Source organism: Acetivibrio ethanolgignens, assembly GCF_001461035.1.
Classification (GTDB): Bacteria; Bacillota; Clostridia; order Lachnospirales; family Lachnospiraceae; genus Velocimicrobium; species Velocimicrobium ethanolgignens.
In genome coordinates this window covers 19,666-35,104 of the sequence record NZ_LNAM01000146.1, presented here as the reverse complement: position 1 = coordinate 35,104, position 15,439 = coordinate 19,666, and the positions used below count along the sequence as shown (strand labels likewise).

Sequence of the window (15,439 nt, the reverse complement as noted above, 5' to 3'; positions counted from 1 at the left end):
AATGGGTATCTTCTCAGGATTAGAGAATTTTGGATTAGGAAAGCTAAAAAATATTGATGTTTATGAAGATGAAAGGGCAAAGACTGAAAAAAACGGTGATGTAAAGCAGGCAGAAAAGCCAAAGATAACAGAAGCAGATATCCTTTTTGAGAAATCCTATATCTGCCCTTGCTGTGATAAGGAATTTAAAGTAAAAACAGTACGGACCGGAAAGGTAAAGCTGGAGTCTGCGGACACAGACCTTAGACCAAAGTACCAGTTGGTGGATGCATTGAAATATGATGCTATTGTCTGCCCGAATTGTGGCTATGCAGCTTTGAACCGATTCTTTAATTATCTGGCATCTGTCCAGAGAAAGCTGATTAAGGAAAACATCAGTGGCAATTTTAAGGGCTTAGAAGAAACAGGAGCTGCTTATACCTATGATGATGCAATCGCAAGGCATAAACTAGCTTTGGTAAATACCATTGTTAAAAAGGGAAAGACTAGTGAACGGGCATATACCTGTCTTAAGCTAGCCTGGATTCTTCGTGGAAAGGCAGAGACTCTTCCAAAAGAAACACCTGATTATGATAAGGTGATGAAGGAACTGAAGTCAGAAGAAGATGAGCTTATTTTAAATGCCTATGATGGCTTTACCCAGGCATTTATGAAGGAAAATTTTCCTATCTGTGGCATGGATGAGCTGACCTCCACCTATCTGGTGGCAGACCTTGCCAGAAGAAGTGGCAGGTATGATGAAGCTCTTCGTTGGATTTCTAAGGTAATTACTGCCAGAGACGCAAATGAACGTATCAAAAATAAGGCAAGAGAGCTGAAGGAACTGATACGGGAGGATTGTCAGGAGATAGAATAATTTTATTAAGTGGCTTTCAGGAGAAATTTGGATGTTAATTGTGATTGTAATGGAGAAAATTGCAAAGTAAATATTGCAGGGGTGATTTTTAGTTTTACGCTAGAAGTCTGCCCATTTGTCGGCGGCAGAAGCTGCTGGCATTTTCGCCTTACAATTGTGCTTAATGTTATGTGAATCTATAATTCTGGAAATGAAAAAAGCATGGCTGTGTATGGTCATGCTTTTTTCTGTTAAAAAAAAGGAGAATGAAATAATGAATATAGAAAAGCAGATAGAATTTGATAAAATAAAAGAACTGTGGATGGAACTTGCAGTTACAGAAAGGGCAAAGGATAAAATAAAGGAGGTATCCTTTTATCTATCAGAAGGAGAAGTGAGAAAACAGCTGAGAGATACAACGAACAGCAGAAAGCTGATTGAAAAACTGGGGAACCCGCCTTTGCAGAATGTTGCTGAAGTAAAGGATATTTTGATAATGGCCCAAAAGGGAGATTGCCTTACTCCATATCAGCTAGAGCGGGTAGAAATGGTTTTGGTTGCAATCAGGCGTCTGAAGGACTACCTGGGAAGAGGAAAGTTCTATGATAATCCTCTGGCATACTATGAAGAAAATCTGGAAACAGGGGAAGAACTTCGAGAAGAGATTTGCAGGCAAATACGAGGTGATGGGGTAGATGACTATGCATCAAAGGAGCTTGGACAGATAAGAAGCCAGATGATTAAATGCGAGGAGCAGATGAAGCAGAGAGCGGAACAGATGATGCGTTCCAATAAGGCTTATATGGCAGACAATTATTGCACTTACCGGAATGGAAGGCTTTGTGTTCCTGTGAAGAAGGAGTATAAGCTTAAAATAGCAGGAAGTGTTATTGACAAGTCTGCTACCGGAAGTACTTTATTTATTGAGCCAACGAGTATTTCAAGGCATTATGAAGAATTGCAGCAGCTTAAGATCCGTGAGGAAAATGAGGTATACCGTATTTTATATACATTAACTGCAATGGTTGCAGCATCGGCAGCTGTACTAAATGAAAGCATTTTGATGATTGAAAAATTAGATTTCATATTATCAAAGGGAAAGCTAAGCATTGATTTGGATGCGGTAGAACCATCCATTAACACAGAACGCAGGCTTGTATTAAAGGATGCCAGACATCCATTAATGGAGAAAACGGTAAATGTGCCTTTACAATTTGAAATAGGAGAAAAGGTTCGTGGAATTATAATAACGGGCCCTAATACGGGTGGAAAGACTGTGGCGATAAAGACGGTTATGCTTAATTGCATGATGGCACAATGCGGATTGCATGTTACCTGTAAGGAAGCAGATATTTGTATGAATAATTCCTATCTTTGTGACATTGGAGATGGACAGAATATTGCGGAGAACCTGTCTACCTTTTCTGCACATATTAAAAATGTCCTGGAAGTATTGGGGGAAGTAAATAAGGACAGCTTTGTAATTATGGATGAACTTGGCTCTGGAACAGACCCGACAGAGGGCATGGGCATTGCGATAGCAATTCTGGAGGAGCTTCGGAAGAGTGGCGCAATTTTTCTTGTAACGACACATTATCCGGAGGTGAAGGAATATGCGGATAAGGCAAAGGACATTATAAATGCAAGGATGAACTTTGATAAAGAAACCTTAAGGCCAACCTACCAAGTGGTGATTGGCGAAGCCGGTGAAAGCTGTGCCTTTTATATAGCAGACAGGTTGGGGATGCCAAATGAAATGCTAAAAACAGCAATAAAAGCAGCCTATGGAGAGGGGGCGGTTGAGAATTATCAGTTTCAGGAAAAGGATATTATTATAGGAAAAAGGAATACTCATAAGATTTCCAAAATGAAGAAACAAAAGAAAAGTACGGAGCTTATCACAAACTATAGGCGGGGAGACAGTGTTATGGTGTATCCGGACAAAAAAATTGGGATTGTATGTGAACCGATGAATGAAAAGGGCGTTTTGAGAGTACAATTACCAGATAAAAAAATATGGATTAACCATAAGAGAGTAAAGCTTCATGTAGCAGCCGCAGAGTTATATCCAGAGGATTATGACTTCTCTATTATTTTTGAAACTGTGAAAAACAGGAAAATCCGGCATGATATGGGAAGAAAATATACAGAAGAGGTAATCCGCTATGATGAAGAGTAAAGATGAAGAGTAAAAAAGAGGAAATAGCAGCATAAAAATCATAAAAGTGAGAAAACAAGAGAAAAATAGAGATAATAAAAGATTAATTAGAAAAAGGAGGAAAATAGAGGGAATCCAGAATTTGATTTTATAAAGCAAATTAACTAATATATGCTTATCGGTTAGCACTCAAGGAGAGCGAGTGCTAATAACCATGAAATATATAGAAAAAAGAAAAATTAAGGAGGAATTGTCATGAAGTTAGTACCATTGGGAGATAAGGTTGTATTAAAGCAATTAGAGGCAGAGGAAACTACCAAGTCCGGTATTGTATTACCAGGTCAGGCAAAGGAGAAGCCACAGCAGGCTGAGATTATTGCCGTTGGTCCTGGCGGGGTAGTAGACGGAAAAGAGGTTACCATGCAGGTTAGGGTTGGCGATAAGGTAATTTATTCTAAATATGCAGGAACAGAAGTAAAATTAGAGGATGAGACCTATATCGTAGTAAAGCAGAATGATATCGTTGCTATTGTAGAAGACTAATATTGAAATTGGAGGAATGAAATTATGGCAAAGGAAATCAAATACGGAGCAGAGGCAAGAACAGCTTTAGAGGCTGGTGTAAATAAATTAGCAGATACAGTAAAGGTAACCTTAGGACCAAAGGGAAGAAATGTAGTTCTTGATAAGTCCTTTGGAGCTCCATTAATTACAAATGATGGTGTTACTATTGCAAAGGAAATTGAGCTGGAGGATGCTTTTGAAAATATGGGGGCCCAGCTGGTAAAAGAGGTTGCTACTAAAACAAATGATGTAGCCGGCGATGGTACAACAACTGCTACTGTTTTAGCACAGGCTATGATTCATGAGGGTATGAAAAACCTGGCAGCAGGTGCTAACCCGATTATTTTAAGAAAAGGTATGAAGAAGGCTACCGAGTGTGCTGTAGATGCTATCCGCAGCATGAGCTCTAAGGTTACAGGAAAAGAGCAGATTGCAAAGGTTGCAGCTATTTCTGCTGGTGATGAGACTGTTGGTGAGATGGTAGCTGATGCTATGGAAAAGGTTTCCAATGACGGTGTTATTACCATTGAGGAGTCCAAGACTATGCAGACGGAGCTGGACTTAGTAGAAGGTATGCAGTTTGACCGTGGATATCTTTCCGCTTATATGTGTACGGATATGGATAAGATGGAAGCAAATCTGGAAAATCCATACATCTTGATTACGGACAAGAAGATTTCCAATATCCAGGAGATTCTTCCGCTGTTAGAGCAGGTAGTACAGACAGGTGCTAAGCTTCTTATTATTGCTGAGGATGTTGAGGGCGAGGCTCTGACTACCCTGGTACTTAACAAGCTGCGTGGAACCTTCACTGTTGTTGCTGTTAAGGCTCCTGGCTATGGTGACAGGAGAAAGGCAATGCTAGAGGATATTGCAATCTTAACAGGTGGACAGGTAATTACAGATGAGCTTGGCCTTGATTTAAAGGAAACTACCTTAGATCAGTTAGGACGTGCAAAATCTGTTAAGGTTCAGAAAGAAAATACCATCATTGTAGATGGCGAAGGTGACAGTGCTGCTATTGAGGGAAGAATTGTTTCTATTAAAAAGCAGATTGAAGAAAGTACCTCTGACTTTGATAAAGAAAAATTACAGGAAAGACTTGCTAAGCTGGCAGGCGGTGTAGCTGTTATCCGTGTAGGTGCTGCTACTGAGACAGAGATGCAGGAGCATAAGCTCCGAATGGAGGATGCGTTAGCTGCAACAAGAGCTGCTGTAGAAGAGGGTATTATCGCAGGAGGTGGTTCTGCTTACATCCACGCTTCTAAAGAGGTTGCAAAGCTGGTTGCAGGTCTGGAGGGTGATGAGAAGACAGGTGCTTCTATTATCCTGAAGGCACTGGAATACCCACTGTTTACTATTGCAGCAAATGCTGGTCTGGAGGGCAGTGTTATCGTAAGCAAGGTAAGAGAGGCTAATCCGGGCGTTGGCTTCAATGCATTGACCGAGGAGTATGTAGATATGGTAGCTGCAGGTATCCTTGACCCTGCAAAGGTTACAAGAAGTGCTCTGCAGAACGCAAACAGCGTAGCTTCTACCTTACTGACTACAGAATCTGTTGTAGCAAATATCAAAGAAGAAGCTCCAGCAATGCCAGCAGGCGGCCCTGGAATGGGTATGATGTAAATTTTGATTTACCCCAGTAATATGTTTTAAAAAGAAAAATAAAGTAAGTAATAAATAATAGAGAGATTTTCTATAAAGTTTTATGTTTGATAGCTCGCTCCTCTTCAACTAAGAGCTAAGATATTCTAACGTAATCTCAGGAATGCCTTCGATTACGAGAATATCTAAGCTCTGGATTTTCAGACTCGCTTTCGCAATATCAAACATAAAATCTTTATAGAAATCTCTCTTTTGTTTACTGCAAGCTTTACTTTCTTTCCTTGCAAACATATTTCCGTGATAAATCAAAATTTTTAGTATTTTAAATAAAGTTTTAGCCTGGTAAAGTCTATCAATTAATAATTAGAGTTTCCCAGGCTGGATTTTTATGTGGAATAATAAAATTTTGGTTTTTACATAGAAAGCTTTTAGTAAATGTAAGTTCTTTGATACCAGACAGGTTCTGTAAAGATTTTGCTTGCGATATTGCGGAAGCGAGTTCGAAAATCGCTCCTTAGATGTTCTTAAAATCGAAGGCTCTCCTGAGATTTTATATAGAACATCTTAGGAGAAGTTGAGAAGGAGCGAGCTATCGCAAGCAAAACTTTACAGAACCTGTCTGTTGCATAAAAGAAATTACAATATTAAATTATTTTTATGCAATAACCCAAAATTTTAACAGGCAGTGCTTAGTGATTGAAAAAAAGGAAGAAAGTGGTTATAATACAGATAGAATACGTTTACAAGGAGGATTTTTATGGAACAGCAGTTATATGCAGAGGCAGGATGTAAGCCAAAGCTGAGTGGACAGGATTTGGCAATCCAAGCGGGACTTTCTTTGCTTGGTGTGGTAGCGGTCTTCGTTGCTGTATTTTTGGCGACTAATTTTCTGATTAAGATAGCGGCAGTCGCTGTTTTCGCTGTAATTATTTATTGGTTTCCTAATTTCAAATACGAATATGAGTATATTTTCTGTGATGGGCAGGTGGATTTTGATAAAATTATGGGAGGAGCCCGGAGAAAAACGCTTCTTCAGGTGGATTTTGGTCAGGTAGAGGCAATTGCTCCAGAGGAATCCCATACAGCCCAGGGGTGGCATGATGCAAAAACCATAGATTTTTCCTCCCGAAATGCACAGCATAAAAGATATGTTATGCTATGTATGGTAAAGGAACAGAAGACGAAGGTCTATTTTGAACCATCAGAGCGGATGCTCCAGTCAATGCAGACAAAGGCTCCACGGAAGGTACAGATAAGAGAAAAATAGATTTTTAATTGAAAAAATAAAAATCTGGGGTCAGCGGTGTTGACATTCCTGAAAATATTCGTTATACTTCTTAACTAAATACAATTTGTTTTATAACCTAGAACAAAAGCTTAGAAAGGAAGAAAAAAATGGGAACAATTATCGGTGAAGGTATTACCTTTGATGACGTTCTGCTGGTTCCAGCTTATTCAGAGGTTATTCCAAATCAGGTAGACTTAACCACTTATTTGACAAAAACAATTAAACTGAACATCCCTATGATGAGTGCAGGAATGGATACCGTAACAGAGCACAGAATGGCAATTGCCATGGCAAGACAGGGTGGTATCGGTATCATCCACAAAAACATGTCTATTGAGGCACAGGCAGAAGAGGTAGACAAGGTAAAGCGTTCTGAAAATGGCGTTATTACAGACCCATTCTTCCTTTCACCAGAGCATACCTTAGAGGATGCAAATAATCTGATGGCAAAGTTCAGAATTTCCGGTGTTCCTATTACAGAAGGCAAGAAGCTGGTAGGTATTATTACTAACCGTGATTTAAAGTTTGAGCCTGACTTTTCTAAGAAGATTAAGGAATCTATGACCTCTGAGAACTTGATTACTGCACAGGAGGGTATTACTCTGGAGGAAGCAAAGAAAATTCTTGCCAAGGCCAGAAAGGAAAAGCTTCCGATTGTGGACAAGGACTTTAATTTAAAGGGTCTGATTACAATTAAGGATATTGAAAAGCAGATTAAGTATCCACTTTCTGCTAAGGATGCCCAGGGACGTCTGTTATGCGGTGCAGCTATCGGTATTACAGCTAATGTGCTGGAACGTGTAGAAGCTTTGGTAAATGCAAAGGTAGACGTTGTTGTACTGGATTCTGCCCATGGACATTCTGCCAATGTAATCCGTTGTGTCAAGATGATTAAGGAAAAATATCCTGAATTACCGGTAATAGCAGGTAATGTTGCAACGGGTGAGGCTACCCGCGATTTGATTGAAGCAGGTGCAGATGCTGTTAAGGTGGGTATTGGACCTGGTTCTATCTGTACAACCCGTGTTGTTGCAGGTATCGGTGTGCCACAGATTACTGCAGTTATGGACTGCTACAAGGTAGCAAAGGAATATGGAGTGCCGATTATTGCTGATGGTGGTATTAAGTATTCTGGAGATATGACAAAGGCAATCGCAGCAGGTGCTAATGTATGTATGATGGGAAGCATTTTTGCTGGTTGTGATGAAAGTCCGGGAACCTTTGAATTGTTCCAGGGAAGAAAATATAAGGTATATCGTGGTATGGGTTCTATTGCAGCGATGGAGAATGGAAGTAAGGATCGTTATTTCCAGGCAGATGCTAAGAAACTGGTACCAGAGGGTGTAGAAGGCCGTGTGGCATATAAGGGTACGGTAGAAGATGTAGTATTCCAGCTGATGGGCGGCTTACGTTCCGGTATGGGCTACTGTGGAACCAGTACGATTGAGGATTTAAAGCAGAATGGACGTTTTGTAAAGATTTCCGCTGCTTCCTTAAAGGAAAGTCATCCACACGATATTCATATTACAAAGGAAGCACCAAACTACAGCGTAGATGAGTAAGAGATGAATCTGGAATGAAAAAACGACTGACAAAAAAGCAATGGCTTCGAAGAAAGCGAATCAGACAGATTACAATATTAGGCACTGTTGTCCTTAGCGGGATAGCAGTGCTTAGTTGCGTCTGTCTGCTCTTGGGAAGGCTTTTAGGTAAAAATGAGCCGGGAGTCTCTCCTGTGCTTCGCAAGACCTATCTGATTGAAAAGCCTGAGATTACAGAGCTTTTTCTAACCCCAAATGAATATTCAAGGCCACAGGCAGCATTAAAAGAAGTAAATGGAATCGTAGTCCATTATACGGCAAATCCTGGGACGGATGCCGAGGCAAATCGTAATTATTTTGAAGGCTTAAAGGACAGCCATAGGACAAAGGTGAGCAGCCATTTTATTATCGGGTTGGATGGGACGATTGTCCAGTGCATTCCTTTGGATGAGATTGCCTATGCATCAAATAAGCGGAATTTGGACACGATTTCGATAGAATGCTGCCATAAGGATGAAAGTGGTAAGTTTACAAAGGCGACCTATCGTTCCTTAGTAGAGCTTTTAGCCTGGCTGTGCGGAGAATACAATTTAAAGGAGGAGAATATTATCCGGCACTATGATGTGACTGGTAAGGACTGTCCAAGATATTATGTAAAGCACGAAGATAAATGGGCAGAGCTGAAGATAGATGTGTTTGATTATATTGAGGAGAAGAGGAGTGAAAAGTAGTGAATATCCTGGGGCGTGCAAGGATAATGCTTACAGATAAAGCATTTATGCGGAAAACCCTTTCTATTGCATTACCGGTAACGGTACAGGCGTTGCTGAATAATGTGTTAAATATGGTAGATACGCTGATGATTGGACAGCTGGGAGAAAGTACGATTGCAGCAGTAGGACTGGCAAATAAGGTGTTTTTTGTGTTTTCTCTTTTAATGTTTGGTATTTGCAGTGGTGCCGGTATTCTGGCAGCACAGTACTATGGTGAGGATGATATTTCCAACCTGCACCGTGTTCTTGGAATGACGCTTTTGCTGGGAGTAACAGGTGCACTGTTATTTATGGTGCCGGCAATTTTTATACCGGATATGGTGATGCGGATATTTACACCGGGTACAGAGGCGATAGCCATTGGCTGCACCTACCTGGTTATTGTTTGTATCAGCTATCCCTTTACAGCAGTTACCCAGGGGTATATTGCTATTTTGCGGGCAGCAAACCAGGTTATGGCTCCAGTGATAATCAGTATGGTATCTATCGTGGCTAATGTCATTTTGAACTATGGACTGATTTTCGGTAGGCTGGGATTACCACAGCTGGGAGTGGCAGGAGCAGCTTTAGCAACTCTGATGGCCCGTGTGATGGAATGTATTAGCTTGATTTTTGTAATTTATCTTAAGAAAAGTCCAGCTGCAGCAAAATTCCGGGAGATGCTTTCCTTATCAGGACATTTTGTAAAGAAGTTTTTTGCTACGGCAGCTCCCGTTATTGCCAATGAGTTTATGTGGGGGCTGGGAGTTACCATCTATTCCCTGGTTTATGGAAGAATGGGAGATGGGGCAGTAGCAGCTATTACTATCTGTCAGTCAGTAGAGCAGGTATACCAGGTAGTATTCCAGGGCTTAAGTGCGGCAACGGCTGTAATTCTGGGAAATATTCTGGGTGCCGGTGATTTAAAGCGGGCGGATGAATATGGTAAAAATTTTATTCTGCTTCAGTTTATACTATCACTGGCCGCAATGGGAATCTGTACTGGCTCCAGAGAATTGATGCTTGGTATGTTCGCTGTATCTGAGGAAGTAGCAGGCTTCGTCAGAGGCTGTTTTACAGTGTTTACCCTTTATATTCCAGCAAAAAATTTCAACTATGTCAATATTGTTGGAATTTTAAGAAGTGGTGGAGATACTAAGGCAGCTTTATTTTTAGATACTACCGGAGTATGGCTTATTGGTATTCCTCTGGCATTTTTAGGTGGAATGGTTTTACAGTTGCCAATCTATATTGTTTATGCTATGGTAATGGCAGAAGAGGTATACAAGCTGATACTTGGCTTCATTCGTTACAGGAAGAAGCTGTGGCTTAGAAAAATTGTTTAAGGGGAAATACAATGAAAAAAATGTGGAGAGTGCTGGGAGGCGTTCTGGCAGTGAGTCTTTTACTTAGTGGATGTCAGAAGGAGCCGGCAAAGAGTACAGAAGCAACGCCGACGGCTGCGCCCGAAAGGCTTACGGATGTTGTGATCGATGGTATGGCAAAGGATATTGTAGGCGGCATGACACTGCGGGAAAAGATAGGTCAGCTGTTTATTGTAAATCTGGAGCTTCTGGATACAAGCAAGGGAAGCTATTATGAGCATCAGAAATTTACGGAAGAAATGGCAGACACGCTAAATCTTTATAAGCCGGGCGGCGTTATTTTCTTTGCAAGAAATATGACAGACCGGGAGCAGACGAAAAAGCTGATAGCTGACCTCCAGGAAAATACGGGGATACCGCTGTTTATTTCCGTAGATGAGGAAGGCGGAAGTGTTGCGAGAATTGCTAACAATACGAATATGCGGACAACGAAATTTCCGACCATGGATGCCATCGGAGAAATAAAGGACGAAGAATATGTATATAACATGGGTGTAACCATTGGCAGTGAAATCAAGGAGCTAGGCTTTAATCTTAATTTTGCTCCGGTAGCTGATGTAAAAACCAATAGCTTCAATACGGAAATCGGGAATCGCTCCTTTGGTGATGACCCTAAGAGGGTGGCAGCCTTAGTGGAGCAGGTGGTAAAGGGAATGCAGGAGCAGAATATCAGTGCGACCTTAAAGCATTTCCCGGGACATGGAGATGCCAGCGGTGATTCCCATCAGGGCCCGGTGAATGTGGAAAATGATTTAAACCGTCTTAGAAGTGTAGAATTTCTCCCGTTTAATGCCGGAATTAAAGCAGGTGCAGACTGCGTTATGGTAACTCATTTATCTATCAGTCGTGTAACTGGTACGGTGGAGCCTGCCTCTATGTCTTCTCTGATTATTGAACAGATATTAAGACAGGAGATGGGCTTTGACGGTATTGCGATTACGGATGCCATGGATATGGGAGCCATTACTGAGGTTTATGAGCCGGGAGAGGCAGCAGTAAGGGCTATCAAGGCAGGTATGGATGTAGTGCTGATGCCGGTAGATTTAGATGAGGCATATAATGCTGTTTTAGAGGCTGTAAATGAAGGAAAAATCAGAGAAGAGAGAATTAACGAAAGTGTAACCCGGGTTATCCGCACCAAAGTAAAACGAGGCCTGATTCCAATGGATACAGACCTGATTGCGGATTAGTTATTAATCGAATTAGAAAAATTAATAAGTAAACCTATTGCCAAACCCCGAACGTTGATTATAATGAAAAGTGTAAATCAAAAGAAAGGGACAGGTGTTCACTGTGGAAAAATTAGAATTACTTTATGAAGGAAAAGCAAAGAAAGTATATAAAACCGATGTTGAGGATGTTCTGATTGTAGATTATAAGGATGATGCAACTGCATTCAATGGAGTAAAAAAAGGAAGGATTGCAGGCAAGGGTGTCATCAACAATCGTATGACCAACTACTTATTCCAGATGCTGGAAAAGGAAGGTGTTCCTACCCATTTTGTGGAAGAATTAAGTGACCGCGAGACGGCAGTTAAGAAAGTAGAAATTGTGCCTTTAGAAGTAATTGTAAGAAATACAGCAGCAGGAAGCTTTTCCAGGAAGCTTGGTATTGAAGAGGGAACAAAGCTTTTAGCACCTACTCTGGAATTCAGCTACAAGAATGATGACCTGGGGGATCCAATGATTAATGATTATTATGCAATTGCGATTGGAGCAGCTACCAGAGAAGAAATTGACCGGATTACAGAGCTTGTATTTAAGGTGAATGATTTCTTAAAGAAGTTCTTTGCTGAATGTGGTATTGAGTTAATTGACTTTAAGGTTGAATTTGGCCGCTATAAAGGACAGGTTATTCTGGCAGATGAGATTTCACCGGATACTTGCCGTTTCTGGGATATTAAGACTCATGAAAAGCTGGATAAGGACCGTTTCCGTAGAGATCTGGGCGGCGTGGAGGATGCTTATATTGAGGTTTCAAAAAGAATAGGACTTGTAAAATAAATTAAGCAGCACAGACGGTGTCCGGAGGCTCCCGTGGAGAAGCTTCTGGACACTGTTGTTTTCGGAAGGAAGGCATGGAATGAACAGAAATATCAGTGAAATGATAGAAGGAGAACTACATGAGGAATGCGGCGTCTTTGGTGCGTATGACTTAGATCATCAGGACGTGGCTTCTTCTATTTATTACGGATTATTTGCTTTGCAGCACCGGGGACAGGAAAGCTGTGGTATCGCGGTTAGTGATACGGAAGGACCCAAAGGAAAGGTAGTATCCTGCAAGGGTATGGGCCTCGTAAATGAGGTTATTAATGAAGAAAAGCTAGATGGTCTGGTTGGAAATATTGGTGTCGGCCATGTGCGTTATTCTACTGCCGGTGCCAGCTGTGCGGAAAATACGCAGCCGCTGGTTTTAAATTATGTAAAGGGAACTTTGGGACTGGCCCACAATGGCAATCTGGTAAATGCCATGGAGCTCCGGGAGGAGCTTTCCTATACAGGAGCGATTTTTCAGACAACGATTGACTCTGAGGTAATTGCGTATCTGATTGCAAGAGAGCGTTTAAAAGCAGATGCAGTAGAGATAGCAGTGAGAAATGCGATGAAAAAGCTTAAGGGTGCCTATTCCCTTGTTATTATGAGCCCAAGAAAGCTGATTGGTGCAAGAGATCCCTTTGGCTTTCGTCCATTGTGCATTGGAAAACGGGATAACCGTTATGTTCTTGCTTCTGAGACCTGTGCATTGGATGCCATTGATGCAGAATTTATCCGCGATGTGCTTCCAGGAGAGGTCATAACCATTGATAGAAACGGTATTCATTCTGATACAACGATGTGCCAGGAAAAGGCAGCAAAATGTATTTTTGAATATATCTATTTTGCCAGACCGGACAGCTATGTGGATAGTGTCAGCGTATATAATTCCCGGATTATGGCAGGGCGTATTCTTGCCCAGCAGCATCCGGTTGAAGCTGACATTGTAGTAGGGGTACCGGATTCTGGTAATGTAGCAGCGATGGGATTTGCCCAGGAGACAGGGATTCCTTACGGAGCTGCTTTTGTAAAGAACAGTTATGTCGGACGCACCTTTATTAAGCCAAAACAGTCAGTGCGGGAATCTGCAGTAAAAATAAAGCTGAATGTTTTAAAGGAGGTCGTAAAGGGAAAACGTGTGGTTATGGTGGATGATTCCATTGTAAGAGGCACTACCAGTGAAAAAATCGTGCGGATGTTAAAGAATGCCGGTGCGAAGGAGGTACATGTCCGCATCAGTTCGCCACCATTTTTATATCCATGCTATTTTGGAACCGATGTTCCGTCCTGCGATCAGCTGATTGCCTGCAATTATACTCTTGATGAAATCTGCCAAAGGCTGGGAGCAGATTCCTTAGGCTTTTTGGATGGAGAACGGCTTCATGAGCTGGTATGTGGCGACAGGAATTATTGTGATGCCTGCTTTTCCGGTAACTATCCGGTAGAGCCGCCAGCTGAAGACATTCGTGGTGATTTTGAAAAATAGGAGGAATTCGATATGAGTAATGACAGATATGTAAGCCCGTTGTCAGAACGGTATGCCAGCAAGGAAATGCAGTACATTTTTTCACCGGATATGAAGTTCCGTACCTGGAGAAGACTCTGGATTGCTCTGGCAGAAGCAGAAAAGGAGCTGGGACTTCCGATTACGGAGGAGCAGATTAAAGAGCTTAAGACCCATAAGAATGATATTAATTACGAGGTGGCAAAGGAACGGGAAGCAGTAGTACGCCATGACGTTATGTCCCATGTGTATGCTTATGGTGTTCAGTGTCCGAAGGCAAAGGGAATCATCCATCTTGGAGCAACCTCCTGCTATGTAGGTGACAATACGGACATCATTGTTATGACAGAAGGACTTAGGCTGATTAAGAAAAAGCTATTAAATGTCATGAATGAGCTGACAGCCTTTGCCATGGAATATAGAAATTTTCCAACTTTGGCCTTTACCCATTTCCAGCCGGCACAGCCAACGACTGTTGGCAAAAGAGCTTCCCTCTGGCTTTTAGAGCTTTCTCTGGATTTAGAAGATTTGGAACATGTTCTTGACAACATGAAGCTGTTGGGTTCTAAAGGAACTACAGGAACTCAGGCAAGCTTTTTGGAGCTGTTTGAAGGTGACCATGAGAAAATTAAAACCCTGGATAAGAAAATTGCTGAAAAAATGGGCTTTGAAAACAGCTTCCCTGTATCTGGACAGACCTATTCCAGAAAAGTGGATACCCGTGTGTTAAATGTACTGGCAGGCATTGCAGCCAGTGCTCATAAGTTCTCTAATGATATCAGACTTTTGCAGCATTTAAAAGAAATTGAAGAGCCATTTGAAAAGACCCAGATTGGTTCTTCTGCCATGGCATATAAGAGAAATCCAATGCGGAGCGAAAGAATTGCGTCACTCTCCCGGTATGTAATGGCAGATGTGATGAATCCGGCGATTACTTCAGCTACCCAGTGGTTTGAACGGACCCTGGATGATTCAGCGAATAAGCGTCTTTCTGTACCGGAAGCATTTTTAGCTGTTGATGGTATTCTGGACTTATATTTAAATGTAGTTGATGGCCTTGTGGTTTATCCAAAGGTAATTGAAAAGCATCTGATGGCAGAGCTTCCGTTTATGGCAACGGAGAATATTATGATGGACGCCGTAAAGGCAGGTGGCGACCGTCAGGAGCTGCATGAAAAAATCCGTACCCTTTCTATGGAAGCAGGACGTAACGTAAAGGAAAAGGGTCTGGATAACAACCTGTTAGAGCTGATAGCAGCTGACCCGGCCTTCAACATGAGTCTGGAGCAGTTAAAGGAATCCATGAATCCAGAGCTCTACACAGGCCGTGCAAAAGAGCAGGTAGAAGAATTCATCGAACAGGAAATCAGCCCTATTTTAGAAAAAAATAAAGATTTGCTTGGCTTAAAAGCACAAATTAATGTATAATGTGCGTATAGAGCATGAGCCGTGCAAAAATAGGCAGGAGCAAACCGGCTGCTCGCAGACGGGATTGCAACTGTCTATTTTTATAGGGCGAAGCCCGGCGAGCGACAAAATCTATGATTTTGGAGCTTGCAGCACGGCGTAAGCCGAAGAAGTGCGGAGCAGGGCGAAGCCCGGCGAACGAGAAAATCTATGATTTTCGAGTTTGCAGCACGGCGTAAGCCGAAGAAGTGCGGAGCAGGGCGAAGCCCGGCGAGCGACAAAATCTATGATTTTGGAGCTTGCAGCACGGCGTAAGCCGAAGAAGTGCGGAGCAGGGCGAAGCCCGGCGAGCGACAAAATCTATGA

12 protein-coding genes are annotated in these 15,439 nt (G+C 41.8%); all 12 read left to right on the top strand.

All coding sequences use genetic code 11. The features are described from left to right. Position 1: 1 nt before the first annotated feature. The 12 genes from ASU35_RS07385 (at position 2) to purB (ending at position 15,094) form a co-directional block, all read left to right on the top strand. Entirely contained in the window at positions 2–856 is an 855-nt protein-coding gene (locus ASU35_RS07385; protein WP_058352380.1) for a DUF2225 domain-containing protein, read from the top strand. 250 nt (positions 857–1,106) lie between these two features. Next, the gene (locus ASU35_RS07380) at positions 1,107–3,014 is read left to right on the top strand and encodes an endonuclease MutS2 (protein WP_479714985.1); all 1,908 of its coding nucleotides are present in this window, start codon (positions 1,107–1,109) and stop codon (positions 3,012–3,014) included. Positions 3,015–3,248: 234 nt separating this feature from the next. Then, complete coding sequence (locus ASU35_RS07375) at positions 3,249–3,536, top strand: co-chaperone GroES (protein WP_058352379.1); 288 nt, start codon at positions 3,249–3,251, stop codon at positions 3,534–3,536. A 24-nt stretch (positions 3,537–3,560) separates the two neighbouring features. After that, the gene (gene groL, locus ASU35_RS07370; protein ID WP_058352378.1) at positions 3,561–5,183 is read left to right on the top strand and encodes a chaperonin GroEL; all 1,623 of its coding nucleotides are present in this window, start codon (positions 3,561–3,563) and stop codon (positions 5,181–5,183) included. A 736-nt stretch (positions 5,184–5,919) separates the two neighbouring features. Beyond that, positions 5,920–6,429 (top strand): DUF6106 family protein, encoded by a 510-nt coding sequence (locus tag ASU35_RS07365; RefSeq protein ID WP_058352377.1) that lies wholly within the window; start codon positions 5,920–5,922, stop codon positions 6,427–6,429. Between the two features lie 128 nt (positions 6,430–6,557). After that, positions 6,558–8,012 carry an IMP dehydrogenase gene (gene guaB, locus ASU35_RS07360; RefSeq protein ID WP_058352376.1) on the top strand — a complete coding sequence of 485 codons (1,455 nt, stop codon included), beginning with the start codon at positions 6,558–6,560 and terminating at the stop codon, positions 8,010–8,012. 14 nt (positions 8,013–8,026) lie between these two features. Further along, positions 8,027–8,722 (top strand): peptidoglycan recognition protein family protein, encoded by a 696-nt coding sequence (locus tag ASU35_RS07355; RefSeq protein WP_058352375.1) that lies wholly within the window; start codon positions 8,027–8,029, stop codon positions 8,720–8,722. Then, entirely contained in the window at positions 8,722–10,089 is a 1,368-nt protein-coding gene (locus ASU35_RS07350; protein ID WP_423229972.1) for an MATE family efflux transporter, read from the top strand. The genes ASU35_RS07355 and ASU35_RS07350 overlap by 1 nt, the downstream gene beginning before the upstream one ends. 11 nt (positions 10,090–10,100) lie before the next feature. Then, entirely contained in the window at positions 10,101–11,318 is a 1,218-nt protein-coding gene (locus ASU35_RS07345) for a glycoside hydrolase family 3 protein (RefSeq protein ID WP_058352374.1), read from the top strand. A 103-nt stretch (positions 11,319–11,421) separates the two neighbouring features. Next, positions 11,422–12,132: a phosphoribosylaminoimidazolesuccinocarboxamide synthase gene (gene purC, locus ASU35_RS07340; RefSeq protein WP_058352395.1), complete on the top strand. Its 711-nt coding sequence runs from the start codon at positions 11,422–11,424 to the stop codon at positions 12,130–12,132. A gap of 79 nt (positions 12,133–12,211) precedes the next feature. Further along, on the top strand, positions 12,212–13,648 hold the full coding sequence (purF, locus tag ASU35_RS07335; RefSeq protein WP_058352373.1) for an amidophosphoribosyltransferase: 1,437 nt from the start codon (positions 12,212–12,214) through the stop codon (positions 13,646–13,648). A gap of 12 nt (positions 13,649–13,660) precedes the next feature. Then, entirely contained in the window at positions 13,661–15,094 is a 1,434-nt protein-coding gene (gene purB, locus ASU35_RS07330) for an adenylosuccinate lyase (protein WP_058352372.1), read from the top strand. Positions 15,095–15,439: the final 345 nt, after the last annotated feature.